This window comes from Methylobacterium carpenticola, assembly GCF_042748905.1.
GTDB classification, from domain to species: domain Bacteria; phylum Pseudomonadota; class Alphaproteobacteria; order Rhizobiales; family Beijerinckiaceae; genus Methylobacterium; species Methylobacterium carpenticola.
In genome coordinates this window covers 5,350,623-5,367,739 of sequence record NZ_JBHZEO010000001.1, presented here as the reverse complement: position 1 = coordinate 5,367,739, position 17,117 = coordinate 5,350,623, and the positions used below count along the sequence as shown (strand labels likewise).

The 17,117-nt window shown below is 72.3% G+C and carries 10 protein-coding genes; 1 reads left to right on the top strand and 9 read right to left on the bottom strand.

The features are described 5' to 3' along the window. Positions 1 to 54: 54 nt before the first annotated feature. The 4 genes from ACE101_RS24890 to ACE101_RS24875 all read right to left on the bottom strand — a co-directional run bounded on the left by ACE101_RS24890 (position 55) and on the right by ACE101_RS24875 (position 8,166). A complete protein-coding gene (locus tag ACE101_RS24890) occupies positions 55 to 1,566 on the bottom strand; it encodes a Do family serine endopeptidase (protein ID WP_379135421.1) in 1,512 nt (503 codons plus the stop codon). A gap of 157 nt (positions 1,567 to 1,723) precedes the next feature. Next, complete coding sequence (locus tag ACE101_RS24885) at positions 1,724 to 2,047, bottom strand: YnfA family protein (protein WP_379135419.1); 324 nt, start codon at positions 2,045 to 2,047, stop codon at positions 1,724 to 1,726. A gap of 79 nt (positions 2,048 to 2,126) precedes the next feature. Next, complete coding sequence (locus ACE101_RS24880) at positions 2,127 to 5,231, bottom strand: AAA family ATPase (RefSeq protein WP_379135417.1); 3,105 nt, start codon at positions 5,229 to 5,231, stop codon at positions 2,127 to 2,129. Positions 5,232 to 5,271: 40 nt separating this feature from the next. Further along, positions 5,272 to 8,166, bottom strand: a complete 2,895-nt coding sequence (locus ACE101_RS24875) for a cytochrome P450 (RefSeq protein ID WP_379135414.1) — start codon at positions 8,164 to 8,166, stop codon at positions 5,272 to 5,274. Positions 8,167 to 8,593: 427 nt separating this feature from the next. On the opposite strand from ACE101_RS24875, the gene ACE101_RS24870 reads away from it, so the two are divergent. Next, positions 8,594 to 10,378 (top strand): ABC transporter ATP-binding protein, encoded by a 1,785-nt coding sequence (locus ACE101_RS24870; RefSeq protein WP_379135411.1) that lies wholly within the window; start codon positions 8,594 to 8,596, stop codon positions 10,376 to 10,378. 9 nt (positions 10,379 to 10,387) lie between these two features. Here the strand turns inward: ACE101_RS24870 and ACE101_RS24865 are convergent, their stop codons facing one another. The 5 genes from ACE101_RS24865 to ACE101_RS24845 all read right to left on the bottom strand — a co-directional run bounded on the left by ACE101_RS24865 (position 10,388) and on the right by ACE101_RS24845 (position 17,045). Then, on the bottom strand, positions 10,388 to 11,059 hold the full coding sequence (locus ACE101_RS24865) for a DUF2459 domain-containing protein (RefSeq protein ID WP_379135409.1): 672 nt from the start codon (positions 11,057 to 11,059) through the stop codon (positions 10,388 to 10,390). A 132-nt stretch (positions 11,060 to 11,191) separates the two neighbouring features. Further along, positions 11,192 to 11,506, bottom strand: a complete 315-nt coding sequence (locus ACE101_RS24860; protein ID WP_379138918.1) for a DUF2335 domain-containing protein — start codon at positions 11,504 to 11,506, stop codon at positions 11,192 to 11,194. 532 nt (positions 11,507 to 12,038) lie between these two features. After that, on the bottom strand, positions 12,039 to 14,750 hold the full coding sequence (locus tag ACE101_RS24855; RefSeq protein ID WP_379135406.1) for a valine--tRNA ligase: 2,712 nt from the start codon (positions 14,748 to 14,750) through the stop codon (positions 12,039 to 12,041). A gap of 169 nt (positions 14,751 to 14,919) precedes the next feature. Next, complete coding sequence (locus tag ACE101_RS24850) at positions 14,920 to 15,450, bottom strand: PopZ family protein (RefSeq protein WP_502361938.1); 531 nt, start codon at positions 15,448 to 15,450, stop codon at positions 14,920 to 14,922. 170 nt (positions 15,451 to 15,620) lie between these two features. After that, positions 15,621 to 17,045, bottom strand: coding sequence for a TolC family outer membrane protein (locus tag ACE101_RS24845; protein ID WP_379135403.1), 1,425 nt, complete (start codon positions 17,043 to 17,045; stop codon positions 15,621 to 15,623). Positions 17,046 to 17,117: the final 72 nt, after the last annotated feature.

Here is a 17,117-nt window from a genome sequence, read left to right as displayed (position 1 = left end):
GCCGGCCCCTTGCGGAGCCGGCCCCGGTGTGATCGCGCGATCGGCTGTTCCCGATCAGCCGTTCTTGGACTGCAGGGCGATGGCGACGAAGCGCACGCCCTTGTCGCTCTTGACCCGCATCAGCACCGCCTTGCGGCCGTCGCGCTCCGCGCTGCGGACGCGGCTCTGCACGTCGGAGACCGAGGAGACCGGCTGGCCGCCGACATCCAGGATCACGTCGCCCGGCTCGATGCCCTTGGCCGCCGCCGGGCCGTCCGGATCGACGTTCACCACCGCGACGCCCTCGGTGCCGGCGCCCACCGCGTCGGCGGGTGCGAGGCTGAGGCCCAGCCGCGGCTGGGCGTCGCTGCCCTGGCCGCGCTCGCCGCGGGCGGCGACCTTGCCGTCGTTCGGCAGGGTGGCGAGTTCCACCGTGGCGGTGTCGGTCTTGCCGCCGCGCAGGTAGGACAGCTCCACCTTGGTGCCCGGCTTCATCGAGGCGATCCTGCGCGACAGCTCGCGGGCATCGCTCACGGTGCTGCCGTTGACCGCCTGCACCACGTCGCCGGACTTCAGGCCCGCCTTGGCGGCCGGTGTGCCGTCCTGCGCGCTGGTGACGAGGGCGCCCTTGGCCTTGTCGAGGCCGAGCCCCTCGGCGATGTCCTTGGTCACCGGCTGGATCTGGAGGCCCAGATAGCCGCGGGCGACCTTGCCGTCCGTGCGCAGCTGGTCGACGACCGCCTGCACGGTCTCCGAGGGGATCGCGAAGGCGAGGCCGACATTGCCGCCCGAGGGCGACGCGATGGCGGTGTTGACGCCCACGACCTCGCCCGCGACGTTGAAGGTCGGGCCGCCCGAATTGCCCTTGTTGATCGGCGCGTCGATCTGCAGGAAGTCGTCGTAGGGGCCGGCGCCGATGTCGCGGCCGCGGGCCGAGACGATGCCGGCCGTGACCGTGCCGCCGAGGCCGAACGGGTTGCCGATCGCCACCACCCAGTCGCCGACCTGCGGCGCGCCGTGGGCGAGCTTCACGTAGGGGAAGGAACCGTTGCCCTCCGTGACCTTCAGGAGCGCGAGGTCGGTCTTCGGGTCGGTCCCGACCACCTTCGCGTCGAGGGTGCGGCCGTCGTCGAGGGTGACCTCCACCGACTTGGCGCTCTCGACCACGTGGTTGTTGGTGACGACGTAGCCGTCCGCCGAGATGAAGAAGCCCGAGCCCTGCGCGGCCCGCCCGCCGTTGCGGTGCGGCCGGTTCGGCGCGCCGTTCTCGCCGAAGCGGCGGAAGAACTCGCGCAGTTGCGGCGGCACGTTCTGGGCGCCGCCCGGGCCGTCGTCGTCGCTCGCGTCGTCCTTGAGCGCCACCTTCACGGAGACGACGCCGGGCTTCACCCGGTTGACGATCGGCGCGAAGCTGCCCGGCGGGTGCTCGGGGACGGTGATCGGGGTCTCCGGCAGGGCCTGGGCGTGGACCGGCGTGCTCGGCGGCAGGAACGCGGTGCCGAGCGCGCCCGTCGCGACGAGCGTCACCGCCGCCACGGAGGCGAGGGCCTTGCGGTGGAAGCGGGACGCGGGAACGGGCTCGGTCATGGATGTCATCCTCCGGTTTGGCGGGCGGGGCCGCCTCGCGGCCCCCGTCGATGTCGCCATTCTAGGGATGAGCCCTGACCGGCCCGTGGCCCGAAGATTACGGATTGGTCAGGTGGCACAGGCGCTTCGCCGGCATGGCGGCTTGCCGTGATCCTGCTCAGGCGCGCGGCCCGAGCAGGATCACGGCGGTGCCCGCAAGGCAGAGGGCCGCGCCGCCGAGGTCCCAGCGGTCCGGCCGCTGCCCTTCGACGCCCCAGAGCCAGAGCAGCGAGGCGGCGATGTAGATGCCGCCATAGGCCGCGTAGGCCCGCCCGGCGGCGCTGCTCTCCACCCGGGTCAGCAGGACGGCGAACAGGACGAGCGAGGCGAGGCCGGGAATGAGCCAGAGGGGCGAGCGGTCCAGGCGCAGCCACGCCCAGACCGCGAAGCAGCCGGCGATCTCGGCGAGCGCCGCGCCCGCATAGGCCAGGAAGGTCGTCATCCCGGCCTCGTCCCACATCCCGGCGGCAGCGCCAAGGACGCTCGCCGAGGATGATCACGACGAACGATCGCGGCCGCGGTCAGACGGGCGGCAGCACCGGGTCCGGCGCGCCGAGCAGGGTCCGGACCAAGTCCGCTCCGCCCTCGTCCCCGCCCTGCTGCGCGAGGGCCGCGAGGTCGGTCCGTGCCCGATCCTCCAGGAGCGCCGCGCCCATGGTGCGGGCCGCCGCGACGGCCTCGCGCAGCCAGGTCTCGGCCTCGCCCTCCCGGCGGGCGAGCGCGCACAGTCCGCGCAGGCGCAGGAGCGCGGGGGTGAAGAAGCCCTGCCCGGTCTCGGCGATCTCGTCGAGGGCGGTGCGGAGCTGGGCCAGGGCCGCCTCGGTCTCGCCGCAGAGCAGCAGGGCCTCGGCGGCGAGACCCCGGAGCTGCGGCAGGCCGAGCCGCGTGCGCGTGGCGGCATCCGCGAGGTCGCCGACGATCTCGGCGGCCAGCGTCGCCCCGTCGGGGCCCGCCGCCAGGGACCAAGCCAGGAAGACCTTGCAGTGCAGACCCCAGGCCGCGATGGCGTGAGCGCGGCAGAAGGCGACGCCCTCCGCCGCCACCGCCCGCGTCGCCGCCCGGTCGCCCCGGTAGTGATGGACGTAGCAGGTGGAGGCGAGGGCCCAGCCGATGCTCGCCGGATGCCCGAGGCCGCGCGCGTGCCAGAGATTCGCCTCGGCCATCGCGACCGCCTCCGCGACGCGGCCCCGCACGCAGAGGAGGACGCATTCGAATCCCGCGGCCCCGACTTGGCAATCGGCCCCGAAGATCGGGGCGAGGCTCCGGTGCGGGGCCGGCCGGTAGAGGCGGCGGATCTCCCGGAAATGCGCCTGCGCCTCCGGCAGGTCGCCCTGGAAGAAGCGGACGTAGCCGAGCATGCGGTGGGCCTGGCAGAGATGGGCCGGGTCCCCGTCCCGCCGCACGAGGTCGAGGCAGGTCCGGGCCGTGGCCTCCGCGGGGCCGAACCGGGCGGCGAAATGGTGGCCCGAGAAGACGCCCCACAGGAGGGCGAGGCGCTCCTCCGGGTCGGAGAGGTCGTCGAGGCAGCCCTGCGCCCGCGCATAGGCCGCCACCGTGTCGCCGTGGGCGGGGCCCTTCGTCACGTAGCTCGCCTGGGCGAGGCCGAGATGCAGCCGGGCCCCGAGGAGGCCGGTCTCCTCGTCCCGCACCCGGGCGAGGTCGTCGAGGCCGGCCCGGAAGTGCTGGATCGCCTCCGGATTGGCGAAACGCGCCGCCGCCCGCTGCCCCGCGCGCAGGGAGGCCGCCGCGGCACGGTGGAAGAGCTGCGCCCCGCGCAGGTGATGCGCGAGGGTCTCGGGCTCTGTCTCGGCGATCTCCGGGCATTCCGCTTCGATGACGGCGGCGATGCGGGCGTGGAGGGTGCGGCGGCTCGACCGCAGCAGGCTTTCGTAGGCCGCGTCCTGCACCAGGGCGTGCTTGAACTGGTAGGTGGCGCCGTCCGGCCCGTCCCCCTGCGAGAGCAGGCCCGCCTGGACGATCTCGCGCAGGGCGGCGGCGAGGTCGGCCTCGGGCTGGTCCGCCACGCGCCGCAGCATCGTTCCGGCGAAGGTCCGGCCGAGGGCCGCGCCGATCTGCGCGACCGGCTTGGCGCCGCCGAGCCGGTCGATCCGGGCCATGATGATGTCCTGAAGGGTCGCCGGCACGCGGGACACCTCGGGGCCCGCGCCGTCCCGGACCTCCAGCACCGCGTGGGTGAGCTCCTCGATGAAGAGCGGGATCCCGTCCGCCCGGGCCACGATGGCGCGCCGGGCCCGCGCGGCGAGCGGCCGGTCCATGGCCACGCCGCGGACGAGTTCCTCCGCCTCGCCGGCATCGAGCCCCGTGAGGGTGAGCGGCCGGACGCCGGTGCGGTCGGCCCAGGCGGGCCGGTATTCGGGCCGGGCCGTGACGAGGAGCAGGAGCCGCCGCCCGGCGAGGCGGTCGATGATGAGGCGCGCCAGCTCCTCGGTGGTCGGGTCGGCCCATTGCGCGTCCTCGACCACCATCACCACGGGCCGGCGCGCGGTCAGCCCGATCACCTCCTCGAGCAGGAGCCGCAGGGTCGCCGCCTTGCGCTGGTCGGAGGTCAGGTCCGCGGCCGCATCCTCCAGGGGCACCGAGAGCAGGTGGGCGAGGAGCGGCACGCCCTCCGCCCGCCGCTCCGGCGCGAGGAGCCCTGCGATCTTCTCCCGCTGGAGCGCGGGGGCATCGTCCGGCGCGAGCCCGGCGGCGCGCCGCCAATAGGCCAGCAGCGGATACCACGGGCTGTGCGTGTGCCGGGGCGAGCACTGGAGCAGGATGCGCGTCGCCTCGGCCCCCGCGAGACGGCTCGTCCAGGCGCGCAACAGGGCGGATTTGCCGATGCCCGGCTCGCCGCGCACCAGCACCACCTGCCCCTGCCCGCTCGCGGCGCGGGTCCAGCTCGCCGAGAGGGCGTCGAGTTCCCGCCCCCGCCCGACATGCATGCTCCCGCTGCGGCGCGCCTCGGCGCGGGCGGCGTGCTCGCGCGCGCCCTCGGCCCGCCACAGACGCACCGGATCGGCGATGCCCTTGAGCCGGTAGGGGCCGAGATCCGTGAGGTCGAACAGGGTGCCGAGCAGCCGGCGGACGGATTCGGCGATCACCAGGGTGCCGGGTGCCGCGACGGCCTGGATGCGGGCGGCGAGGTTCGGCACCTGGCCGATGATGGCGGTGTGCGTGCCGGGGGCCTCGCTCGCCTCCTCGACGACGACGAGCCCGGTGGCGACGCCGAGGCGCACCTCCGCCTCGGTCCCGGTCGCGACCCGCAGCTCCGGCACGCGCCGCAGGATCTCCAGCCCCGCCCGCACCGCCGCCTCGGCGCTGTCCTCCTGGGCGATGGGGAAGCCGAAATAGATCACGATGCCGTCGCCCTGGAACTGCGCGACGAAGCCCCCGTGCCGCGCCACCACCTCGGCGCAGACCGCCTGGTAGCGGCGCAGGACGACGCGCAGATCCTCCGGGTCGAGGCGGGAGGCCAGCACCGTCGAATCCACGAGGTCGCAGAACATCACCGTGAGCTGGCGCCGCTCGGGCGCGTGCCCGGCCGGCCGCTCGGGCTCCCGGCTCGCGGCGGCCCGGTCCGCATGCGGCTCCTCGCGCCGCCCGGTGCGGTCGAGGACCGCCATCAGGCCCCGCTCTCCGGGGCATTCGTCCGGGATTCGATCCTCACCCGGTCTGCTCCTGTCTCACGAACCGTTCGACGGTCAGGGGCCCCTTCGGGGCGGCCACGTTCAGCGAGAAGCGGCGGCGCTCCCAGACCGGACGCTCGGCGAGCGTCCATTCATACTCCCGCACCAGGGTGGTGCAGAAGAGCCGAGCGACGGCGAAGGCCGCGTCCTTGCCCGGGCAGGTGCGGTCCTGCGCCCCCACCGTGGCCCGTTCGAGCCCCCGGGGCCAGATCAGCGGCCGCTGCCCGTCCCGGTGATCGGCGAAGCGGTCCGGATCGAAGACGGTGGCGCGCGGGACATGCGTCGGGTCGTTCTGGGCGAAGGGGATCACGCCCATCACCAGCTCGCCCTTGCGGATCCGGAAGCGGCCGGATTCCGAATCGAGGCTGCGGTCGCGGGTGGCGCGCCCGAAGATGAAGAACACCGGCGGATGCAGGCGCAGCGTCTCGCGGATGACGCGGTCGAGGATCGGAGTCGCGCGGCCGGCCGGCCCGCCCGCGGCCTCCTGCCGCACCGCCTCGCGCCAGCCGGGATGCAGGCTCAGCTCGCCGACCAGGGACTTCATCAGGTTCTGGAGGCCGAGGAAGCCGTTCATGCCGGCGAGGAAGGCGAGCTGCCTCGCCAGCGCCTCGCGGTCGGCCAAGCCCTCCTTCTGCGCCAGCGCGGCGATGTCGTGGAAGGCCGGGGCCCGCTTCACCGCATCGACGATGCGCGCATAGGCGCGCAGCGAGCGCGCGTAGGTCGACCAGGGGATGAACCGGGTGATCGCCGTGAAGCGCTGCGTGAACAGGTTGCCGTAGACGAGCCGCACGTCGGCCGGGTCGACCTCCGCCCCGAGGAGCCAGCGGAAGGCGAGGGTCGCGGCGAAATCCTCGATCGCCTCCGCGAAGGAGAAGCGCGGCTGCGCGGCCCAGCGGGCGGCGAAATCTCCGAAGGTCGCGGCGAAGACCGGCTCCAGCGTCTCCGCGCGCCAGGCGAGCAGGCGCAGGTAGAGGCGCTTGGGCGCGTCGTGGTCCGGGCCGCTCTCGAAGATGCTCGGCACCACGTGGCCGACGAGGGGCCGGGGCGGAACCGCCCAGCCGAACCCGTAATCCTGGATCAGGTCCGGATCGGCGAAGAGCGCCCCGATGCCCTTCTGGTCGAGCACCGCGACGAGGGGCTGGAACAGGTTCACCCGGAACACGGTGCTGCGGTGGCGGGCGCGCCGCCGGGCGAAGAACCGCTCCCAGCCGCTCACGAACAGGAAGTCCACCGAATCGACGAGGGTCTTCAGCACGGGCGGATCGAGGGCGCCGGGCGGGTCGCGCTCCGGCGGCGTCCCGAAGGTGAAGGCCGCGCTCCGCTCACCGAGATCGGCGTTGCGGCGCACCACGTCGGCGAGGGTCGAGGTGGTTTCGAGACTGGCGAGGCCCGGCCCCGAGAAGGCCTCCGCCCCGTAGACGTTGAGGGCGAGGAGCGGGTTGGTGAGCGCCTGGGAGAAGGCGTCCGAGCCGACCATCAGCGTCATCAGGTCGCCGAGCGGCGCGTCGGGCGCGCGCGCCTCCGCGAAGAGGCCGACCAGGAAATCGACCTGATCCACGTGGGCGTAGAGGTCGCGCAGCTGCGCGGCGAGGTCCGCATCGCCGGTGAGCTCCTCGAAGGAGGTGACGCGGGACAGGCCGAAGCGCTCGCGGTAATCGTTGTAGGGCCTGATCCGCCACGCCCGGGCCTTGGCCATCGCGGCGAGATCCGCCGGGACCAGGAACCAGGGCGTGTTGCCGAGGCCGATCCGGCCCGCCCGCTGGGTCGCCGCCGCGTGCAGCACCGCGACCGGCCCCCGCTCCAGGAGGAGGCTGTTGTCGACGCGGAAGCGCTCGTTCGGCAGCGGCGCCCCGTCGAGGGTCAGCGCGGTCGGGACGAGCGGGTGCCAGCGGTAGAGGAGGTCGAACTCCCCGGCGATGCGGTTCGTCCGGTACCAGGGCCGGCGCTCCGCGAAGCCGATCTCGGGAAAGACCCGGAAGCGCGTCGTCGAGAGGTGGTTGATGTAGTCGCGGATGATGATCTCGAGGAGCTGCGCGATGTTGACGGCGCGCGCCGTCTCGAACAGCTGGTCGTCCTTCCAGGCCGGGTGCTCGGCCTTCAGCCGGCGGCAGAGCCGGTTGTGCTCCCGCAGGAAGATCGTGTTCAGGGCGGAGTAGAAGATCGTGGAATTGCCCCGCTCCAGCCCGGCGGCGAACAGGGTCCGGCGGCGCTCCGGCGTGTCGAAATTCTCCCCCAGGATCGGGTTGCGATATCCGGTGCCGTCCTCGTTCACGTAGGACAGGCCCAGGAATTCGGGCCGGACGCGCTCCCCCGCCGCGTCGAACAGGAAGGGCGGATATTCCTCCCCGTCGATCATCTGCGACTTCAGCCGGCCGTCCTGGTGGCTGCGCAGGAGGGCGGTATCGGCGGGCGACAGGCCGTAGATCTGGCAGAGATCGATCTCGTGGTTCGAGGTGTTGCGGCGGATGTCGTCCGGATCGGTGCGCAGGAAGCTGTCGGTGAACCACTGCGCGAAGAAGCAGAACAGGGCCGAGCTCTTCGGGCAGGGCTGCATGGTGCCCGTGCGGCGGAAGAGCCCGTCGAGCGCTGCGACGGGAGGGAGCGCCTCGATCTCCGCCGGGGTGGCGGGCGGCAGGTGGCGGCCGGAGAAGCGGCGCTCCACTAGGCCGGTCCAGGAGGCGTAGGGCGCGCAGGGATCCGTGCCGGGTCCCCACAGGGAGAGCGGGTACGGGCGCGCCGGGGCGCTCTGCGTGACGAGATTGATGAAGAGCCGGTTCACGATGCCGCGCAGACCCGGCGTATCGCTGACGAACTGCCAGAATCCGGGCGCCTTCGTCACCAGCCGGAGGGCGATCTGATTGGCCGATGGCACGGTCCATCTCCCTCTTGCGCGATGGACGCGAGAAGTGTGGAGAGTTTTTCACTCCGCCTATTCTGTCAAGGGATGCAGAATCATCCGAATGCATGATGTCCTCGGGAAACGGGAGGTGAGCATCGGAGGTGTTCGACAGATCTTTCGGTGGATGACGATGATGACGGGGTTGCCGGACAAGACGGGACGGCCCCGGTTGCCAATCGGTCCCGGCAACGATATAGCTCCCGGCCGTCACGCTCGAACCGGAGGAGTCCGCATGCTGCATGCCGATCACGTCTCCTCCGCAGGCCGTCCGCGCTAGATCGCACGGCCCCGCGCGGCAGCCGGCCTGAGGGCCGCTCCGCACGCTCTCCCCCGACCATCCATCCGTGCCGCGCCGGCGGCGCCTGACCGGAGCCGATGCGCGCCCGCATCGGGCAGCCCCATGACCCTCGCTCGTCCCCGGCGCGCGGATGCCCTCCGCGGCGTCCTCGCCTTCATCGTCCGTCACTGGCGGGCGCGGGCCGGCCTCGTCGCCGCTCTCGCCGCCGCGATCACCGGCGCCACCCTGGCCGACGTCGCCTTGCCCCTCTACGCGGGCCGCCTCGTCGACGCGCTCGGCCTTCCCGACCGCGACGCGGCCCTCGCCGCGGCCGTGCCGGCCTTCGCCGCCCTGGCGGGGCTCGGCCTCCTCGCGGTCGCCCTGCGCCATATCGCCTGGAGCCTCGTGGTGCCGCTGACGCTCTCGACCATGGCCGAGGTCGCGGCCTCGGCCTTCGCCAAGGTCCAGCGCCTGTCCACCGAGTGGCACGCGGGCAGCTTCTCGGGCTCGACCGTACGCAAGATCTCGCGCGGGATGTGGGCCCTCGACGGGCTCAACGACACGATCCTGCTGTCGCTCCTGCCGACCCTGGTGGTGCTCCTCGGCACCATGACGGTGCTCGGCTGGCGCTGGCCGGTGATGGGCGCGGTGATCGGACTCGGCACCCTGGCCTATGTGGGCGCGACCCTGTTCTTCGCCACCCGGGTGATCGCGCCCGCCGCCCAGCTCTCGAACGCCTGGGACACCCGGCTCGGCGGCGCGCTCGCCGACGCGGTCGGCAACAACGCCGTGGTCAAGGCCTTCGGGGCGGAGGCCCGCGAGGAGGCCCGCCTCGCGCGGGTGCTGGCCAAGTGGAGCCGGCGCACGCGGCGCACCTGGATGCGCGTCACCTGGAGCGGCACCGGGCAGCTCGCGCTGCTGGTGGCCTTCCGCAGCGCCATCGTGGGGGCCGCGCTCTGGCTGTGGTGGCGCGGGGCCGCGAGCCCGGGCGAGGTCGCCACCGTGCTCACCACCTACTTCGTGGTGCACGGCTACCTGCGCGACATCGGCGGCCACATCAACCATTTCCAGCGCGGCGTGAACGAGCTGGAGGATCTCGTCGCCCTGGAGGCCGAGCCGCTCGGGGTTTCGGACCGGCCGAAGGCCCGTCCCCTCGCGGTCACGGGCGGGGGCCTGCGCTTCGAGCGGGTGACCTTCCACTATGCGGGGCACGAGACGCCGCTCTACCGCGACCTCTCGGTGACGATCCCGGCCGGCCAGCGCGTCGGCCTCGTCGGCCGCTCCGGCTCGGGCAAGACCACCTTCGTCAAGCTGATCCAGCGGCTCTACGACGTGGCGGAGGGGCGGGTCCTCATCGACGGGCAGGACGTGGCGGGAGCGACCCAGGCGTCCCTGCGGCGGCAGATCGCCCTGGTGCCGCAGGAGCCGGTGCTGTTCCACCGCTCGCTGGCCGAGAACATCGCCTATGCGCGGCCGGACGCCACGCCGGAGGCGATCGAGCGCGCCGCGCGGCTCGCCCACGCGCACGACTTCATCAGCCGCCTGCCGCGGGGCTACGCCACGCCGGTGGGCGAGCGGGGCGTGAAGCTCTCGGGCGGCGAGCGCCAGCGCGTGGCGCTCGCCCGCGCCTTCCTGGCCGATGCGCCGCTGCTGATCCTGGACGAGGCGACGTCGAGCCTCGATTCGGAATCGGAGGGGCTGATCCAGGAAGCGATGGAGCGGCTGATGCAGGGCCGCACTGCGCTCGTCATCGCCCACCGGCTCTCGACGGTGCGCGGCCTCGACCGGATCCTGGTCTTCGACCGCGGCCGGATCGTCGAGGACGGCCCGCACGCCGCCCTCCTGCACCGCGGCGGGGTCTACCGGTCCCTGTTCGCCCACCAGAGCGACCTCCCGGTCAGCGCCTGACCGGGCGGGTCAGCGCCCGAGCGGCGGGGCGTCCGGCTCGGTGCTGCGCGCGAGGTCGAGGCGCAGCCCGTCCGGCAGGGTGTCGAGCACCGGCAGGACCGGCAGGCCCGCCGCGTTGAGGAGGCCCGCCGTCCAGTGATTGCAGAGGCGCAGCAGGCTGAAACGGCCCTCCGCCTCGTAGAACAGACTCGGCCCGTAGAGGCCCGGCCCCGCCTCGACGGGCCGTCCGTCCCGGACGCGCAGGCTCGCGCCCAGGGCGGCGGCGAGCCGCGCGAACCCCGCCGGCGACAGGCGCAGCCGGATGATCCGCGCGGCCGGGAAGGCCTCGGCGGGATCGCCCATGATCCCGACCACGTGCAGCACGGCGGGCCGTCCCCCCGGCGTGAACAGGGCTTCGAGCGCGAGGCGCCAGTCGAGGGCACCGAGGGTCGGCACCTGCCGGTAGAAGCCGGAATCGCCCCAGCCGATCTCGAGCGCCGGATAGGCGCGGAAGCGCTCGGCCACCCCCGCGAGGCCCCCGGCCCCGACGGCGGCGGCGCCCCGGGCCAGGGCGTCCCGCGGCAGGAGCAGGCCCGAATGCCAGCCATTGGCCACCACGTGGATGGTGATCCCCGCCGCGTCCGCGGGCGGATAGAGCGTCGGGTCGCCGGGCCTCGCGGTCAGTCCGATCCAGAGGGCCAAGATGATGATGAAGGCCGCGACCGCCAGGATGGTTCGGCGGGGTCTGAATCGCGGACGTTCCGGCAATGCCGGGGTCTTCCATAATACCGGGGTCTTCATGGCGCGTTCCGGTGAGAAACGTCCTGCGACGGCTCACCGGCTTGGCTGGTCCGCTGCCCGGCCTTCTCCGTCCTGAGCTGCCGATAGAGGAAGGCACCCACCACGGGCACGATCATCGTGCCGAACACGACGCCCGCCACGGAGGGATGCCCCATCCAGACACGGAAGCAGCCGGATGCGAGCCCGCCCAGACCCGAAGGCAATGGCGCCGATCTGGCCGATCCGCACCGTTCGCAGGCTTCCGCGGAGCGCATGCTCTTCCAGCACCCGGCGATGCCGCGCCTCCGGCTCCCACGGAGCGACGATCCGCTCGGGCGCATCGGGCACGAGGGCCTCGAACTCGTCCAGGGTCCGCGGCGGCAGCGGTCCTTGCCGGCTCTCCTCGGAGCGGACGATGGCTGTGGGCTGACGGGCGCACGAGCCCCCTGCGACGGCTGCGCGGGGTCACTTCGCGGAGGTTTCGAGGAGCGCATGTTCGCGGGCGATCACGCGCCTCACGTCGTCGCCGATCCGCCGCCCGTCCGCCCGCAGGGCGTCAAGGCCGGAAGCTCGCGCCGGAACGGTGACGGCCGGCCAGATCGAAACGAGCGCTCCGAGGCCGGCGAGGAAGCTGCCGGCCCGCGTCCTCGGTTCCGAGACGGGATGACCATGCGTCGTCATGGGCACCGTGATGCACGCGCCGAGCCGGCATCGTCAACGGTCCCGATCGCGAGGCCGTTGGGTTGTCGCATTGCCGCCGCGTGATTGCGGCGCCGGATCGGGGCGTTCGCCCGGCTCATACGATTTCCGGTTGATTGCTTCGCAATGCGGAAATCGGCTTCGCTCAAGCGCCGCGCGGGCTTGCTGATACGCAATCCGCTTCGATCAAGCGGATTGCGTATCACCCCTCCAGCCGGGTCAGCGCCTCGCGCACCTTGGCGAGGCGCTCGGCGGCCGCCTCGCGGCGCTCGCGCTGCTCCTCGACCACCTCCTCGGGGGCGCGGGCCAGGAAGTCGGCATTGGCGAGCTTGGCGTCGATCTTGCCGATATCGGCCACGAGCTTGCCCTCCTCCTTCCTCAGGCGCGCCACCTCGGCGGCGAGGTCCACCACGCCTTCGAGGGGCAGCGCCGCCACCTCGCCGCGCACGATGAGCTGCACCGCCTTGGCGGGGCTCGCCGCGACGGTGCCGATCTCGCCGATGCGCCCGAGCCGCCGCACGGTCTCGCCCCAGCGGGCGAGGCGCGCCTGCACGGCCTCGCTCGGGTTCACCAGCACCAGCGGGATCTGGGCCCCGGCCGGCACGTTCGTCTCGGAGCGGGCCGAGCGGATCTCGGAGACGAGATCGACCACCCAGCCGATCTCGGCCTCCGCCTCCGGCCGGCTCAGGGCCCCGAGATCCGGCCAGCGGCCGAGCACGAGGAGCGCGCGCTCGATCCCGGCCTCCCGGCCCTTCGTCGCCCACAGCTCTTCCGTGAGGAAGGGCATGAACGGGTGGAGCAGGATGCAGATCTGGTCGATCAGGAAGGCCACCGTGGCCCGGGTCTCGTCCTGTCCCGCGCCCGCCTCGCCCTGCAGGACGGGCTTGGCGAGTTCGAGATACCAGTCGCAGAAGACGTTCCAGACGAAGCGGTAGGCGGCGTTCGCCGCGTCGTTGAAGCGGAAGGCGTCGAGCGCCGCCGTCACCTCGGCCACGGCGCGGGCCGCCTCGCCGAGCGCCCAGGCGTTCAGGGTCTCGCGCACGGATTCGGGCCGGAACTCCGGGTCGATCCGGCAGCCGTTCATCTCGGCGAAGCGGGCGGCGTTCCACAGCTTCGTGGCGAAGTTCCGATAGCCTTCAACGCGTTGGACCGACAGCTTGATGTCGCGTCCCTGCGCCGCCATGGCGGCGAGCGTGAAGCGCAGGGCATCCGCCCCGTAGCGGTCGACGAGATCGAGGGGATCGACCACGTTGCCCTTGGACTTCGACATCTTGGCGCCCTTCTCGTCGCGGACGAGGGCGTGGATGTAGACGGTTTGGAACGGCACCTCGTCCATCGCGTGAAGGCCGAGCATCATCATCCTGGCAACCCAGAAGAAAATGATGTCGAAGCCGGTCACCAGGGTGCTGGTCGGGTAGTAGCGGGCGAGCTCCGGCGTGGCCTCGGGCCAGCCGAGCGTCGAGAAGGGCCACAGGCCCGAGGAGAACCACGTGTCGAGGACGTCCTCGTCGCGGCGCAGCGTCACCGGGCGGCCGTGATGGGCGGCGGCCTTCTCCAGGGCCTCCTCCTCGCTGGCCGCCACGAAGACGGTGCCCTCGGGGTCGTACCAGGCCGGGATCTGGTGGCCCCACCAGAGCTGGCGCGAGATGCACCAGGGCTCGATGTTCTCCAGCCACTGGAAGTAGGTCTTCTCGTAGGTCTCGGGCACGAAGCGGGTACGGCCGTCGCGCACCGCCTGCATCGCCCGCTCGGCCAGCGGCGCGACGTTCACGTACCATTGGTCGGTGAGATAGGGCTCGATGACCACGCCCGAGCGGTCGCCGTGCGGCACCGCATGGGTGTTGGGCTCGATCGCGACGAGCCGCCCGCGCGCCTCCATCAGGGCGACGACGGCCTTGCGCGCCTCCGCCCGGTCGAGGCCGTGGAGCGCGAGGGTCTCCGGCTCGGGCGCGGAGCCCTCCAGGAAGGCCTCGTTTCCATCGAGCGTTATGCGAGCTTCCTCATCCAAGATATTGATGAGCGGCAGGCCGTGCCGGCGCCCGACCTCGAAGTCGTTGAAGTCGTGGGCCGGGGTGATCTTGACCGCGCCGGTGCCCTTCTCGGGATCGGAATACTCATCCGCCACGATCGGGATCAGGCGGCCGACGAGGGGCAGGCGCACGCGCTGGCCGACGAGCGCCCGGTAGCGCTCGTCCTCCGGATGGACGGCGACCGCGGTGTCGCCGAGCATCGTCTCGGGGCGGGTCGTCGCCACCGTGATGGTCTCGGCGGTCTCGTTGCCGTCCGCGTCCACCACCGGATAGGCGAAGTGCCAGAGATGGCCCTTCACCTCGACCTGCTGCACCTCGAGATCGGAGATCGCGGTCTGGAACTTGGGATCCCAGTTCACGAGGCGCTTGTCGCGGTAGATCAGCCCCTGCGCGTGCAGGTCGACGAAGACCTTCACGACGGCCTTCGAGAGGCCCTCGTCCATGGTGAAGCGCTCGCGCGACCAGTCGCAGGAGGCGCCGAGGCGCTTCAGCTGGTTGACGATGGTGCCGCCGGATTCCGCCTTCCACTCCCAGACGCGGCGCACGAACTCGCTGCGGCCGAGGCTGCGGCGGTCGGGCTGCTGGTGCTCGGCGAGGCGGCGCTCGACCACCATCTGGGTGGCGATGCCCGCATGGTCGGTGCCGGGCTGCCAGAGCACGTCCTTGCCGCGCAGGCGCTCGAAGCGGGCGAGCACGTCCTGCAGGGTGTTGTTGAGGGCGTGCCCCATATGCAGCGAGCCCGTCACGTTCGGCGGCGGGATCATGATGCTGTAGGGCACCGCGTCGGTGCGGTCGGGGCGCCCGGCCCGGAAGGCCTGCGCCTCCTCCCATTCGGCGGCGATGCGCGCCTCGACGGCGGCGGGATCGAAGGTCTTGTCCATCATCACGGGCCACCCGCGCCGGTGGAGCGCCCGGCCTCGGCCTCGGCGCCCGACCGGCGAAAACGCGTCGGAAATCGAAACGGGGCCGGCTCGCGTCAGCAACCGGCCCCCTCACGACGCGCTTTCAACCGAACGGGGCCTTCCCGTCAACTCTCCCCCGCCCCGGCGGGGCTCAGCGTCCGCGGGCGACCCGCTCGATCTCCGCGCGCACGAGGCGCTCGACCATGGCGGGCAGGTTGTCGTCGAGCCAGGCCTTGAGCATCGGGCGCAGCATGTCCTGGACGAGATCCTCCAGGGTGCGGGCGTTGTTGGTGAGGACCGTGTGGGCGAGGAGGTTGAAGGCCTGGCTCACGCTCGCATCCGTGTCCTGCGAGATCAGCCGCTCGGCCGCCGGAGCCGGCTCGGGCGGCGGGGGAACGGGCTCGGTCTTCGGGGCGGCCGCCTTCGGGGGGGGCGGCGGCGGCGGCGGCTCGATCTCGATCGCGTCGAAGTCGATCGGGTCGTCCTTGAAGGCGATCTCCGGCTCGTCCTCCTCCAGCGGCGGCTTGCGCAGGGGCTCGGCCACGCCGGCAAGGTCGAGAACGTCTTCTTCCGGGGTCGGGTCGGGCAGCGGCATCGGGCGGACTTCCGCCACGGGGGCCGGCTCGGCCTCCTTCTGGTCGTCGGCGATGATGCGGCGGATGGAGGCGAGGATCTCCTCCATCGAGGGTTCCTGCGTCTTGGGGCTCGCTGCGCTCATCGACTCACAACACTGCGGGAAGGGAGGGCCGGGCCATCACGCCCGCAGGGCAGTATTCCACGTCCCCGCTGCCGCACAAGCGACCCCGTCCGCCGCCAACAGGACAGTTCGCGGGTGTGACCCGCGAGCCATGATCAGCGGCCGTCGGGCGTCCGCACGCCGTACCAGAGGTCCTTGACCTGATCGAAGTGCTGCTTGGCGCTGTACTGCGCGACCGGCACGTTGATGAAGGCGGTGGTGAGCCGGCCCACCGACTGGACCACCTGATAGGAGCTGATCACCCGGTCGCGCTGGGCGGTGATGAGGTTGACGCGGGCCGAGAGCAGTTCCTGCTGCGCGTTCAGCACGTCCAGGGTGGTGCGCTGGCCGACGCGGGCTTCCTCGCGCACGCCGTTGAGCGCCACCTCGTTGGCCTGCACCTGGGCCTGCTGGGCGATCACCCGGGCCTTGGCGGCTTCGAGGCCGCCCCAGGCGGTCACGATGGAGGCGCGGACCTGGTCGCGGAAGGTCTCGACCTGGATGCGGGTCTGGCCGACCTGCTCCTTGGCTTGCCGGATCGCCGCGTATTCCGCGCCGCCCTGGTAGAGCGGCACGGTGAGCCGGGCGGTGACGGCGCCGTCGAACAGCTCCGTATGGGCGAATTGCTGGTCGTAGAGCTTCTGCACCGTGCCGCTGACGCTCACCGTCGGGTAGAGCGTGGATTCGGCGATCTTCACCTGCGCCTCGGAGGCGTCGACGGCGTGGAGCGCGGCCAGGATCTGCGGATGCTCGCGCATGCCGATGTCGATCGCCGCACCGAGGGTGCTCGGCACGTAGCGGTCGAGGGGACGGCCCGGGGCGAGCTGGCGCGGCTCGATGCCCACCACCTGCCGGTAGGTGGCGATGCTGGTGCGCAGGTTCGCCTCGGCGACGCTCACCTGCGAGCGCGCGCCCGCCAGGCGGGCCTCGGCCTGGGCGACGTCGGTGCGGGTGACCTCGCCGACGTTGAAGCGGTCGCGAGTCTGCCGCAGCTGCTCCTCGAGCACCTCGACGTTGTTGCGGTTGAGTTCGAGCGTCGCCGTGTCGGCCAGCACGTTCATGTAGGCCTGGGCGGCCGCGAACAGGGTCGACATCTCGACGTTGCGCAGGCCCTCGCGGCCTTGCAGCACCGTCGACTCGGCCTGACGGGTCTGGTTGTCCGTGAGGAAGCCGTTGAACAGGGTCTGGTTGACGGTGAGCCCTGCCCCGCCCGGAGTCAGGGTCTGGTTCAGGCGGGTCTGGCCCTGGTTGCCCACGGTGGTCTGGACGCCGATCGTGGCGTTGCCGCTCACGGTCGGCCGGTAGCCGGACATGGCCCGGTTCACGGTCTCGTCGGTGGCGCGCTGGCCGGCGCGCTGGGCATTCAGCGTCGGGTTGCCCGCATAGGCCCGCGCCAGTGCGGTCTCCAGGGTCTCCGCGGACGCGGTGTGGCCGGCCACCGCCAGCACGAGGCCTGTGAGACCACCGAGCCTGAGCCCGCGATTCGCCCGAGTTGGTGTGTCGGTCACGCTTAAACTCACCCTCGCGAGGTCGATGGCCATTCCGCTCCGATCCACGGACATGACGGGCGGAATGGTTTGCGGTTTGCCACCTCGGCCCTAACCTTAGCTGAA

Excerpts from the sequence above, each read along its gene's own strand:
- ACE101_RS24890 (WP_379135421.1), bottom strand. The coding sequence starts at position 1,566 with ATGACCGAGCCCGTTCCCGCGTCCCGCTTCCACCGCAAGGCCCTCGCC.
- ACE101_RS24885 (WP_379135419.1), bottom strand. The coding sequence starts at position 2,047 with ATGACGACCTTCCTGGCCTATGCGGGCGCGGCGCTCGCCGAGATCGCC.
- ACE101_RS24880 (WP_379135417.1), bottom strand. The coding sequence starts at position 5,231 with ATGGCGGTCCTCGACCGCACCGGGCGGCGCGAGGAGCCGCATGCGGAC.
- ACE101_RS24870 (WP_379135411.1), top strand. The coding sequence starts at position 8,594 with ATGACCCTCGCTCGTCCCCGGCGCGCGGATGCCCTCCGCGGCGTCCTC.
- ACE101_RS24855 (WP_379135406.1), bottom strand. The coding sequence starts at position 14,750 with ATGATGGACAAGACCTTCGATCCCGCCGCCGTCGAGGCGCGCATCGCC.
- ACE101_RS24850 (WP_502361938.1), bottom strand. The coding sequence starts at position 15,450 with ATGGAGGAGATCCTCGCCTCCATCCGCCGCATCATCGCCGACGACCAG.
- ACE101_RS24845 (WP_379135403.1), bottom strand. The coding sequence starts at position 17,045 with ATGGCCATCGACCTCGCGAGGGTGAGTTTAAGCGTGACCGACACACCA.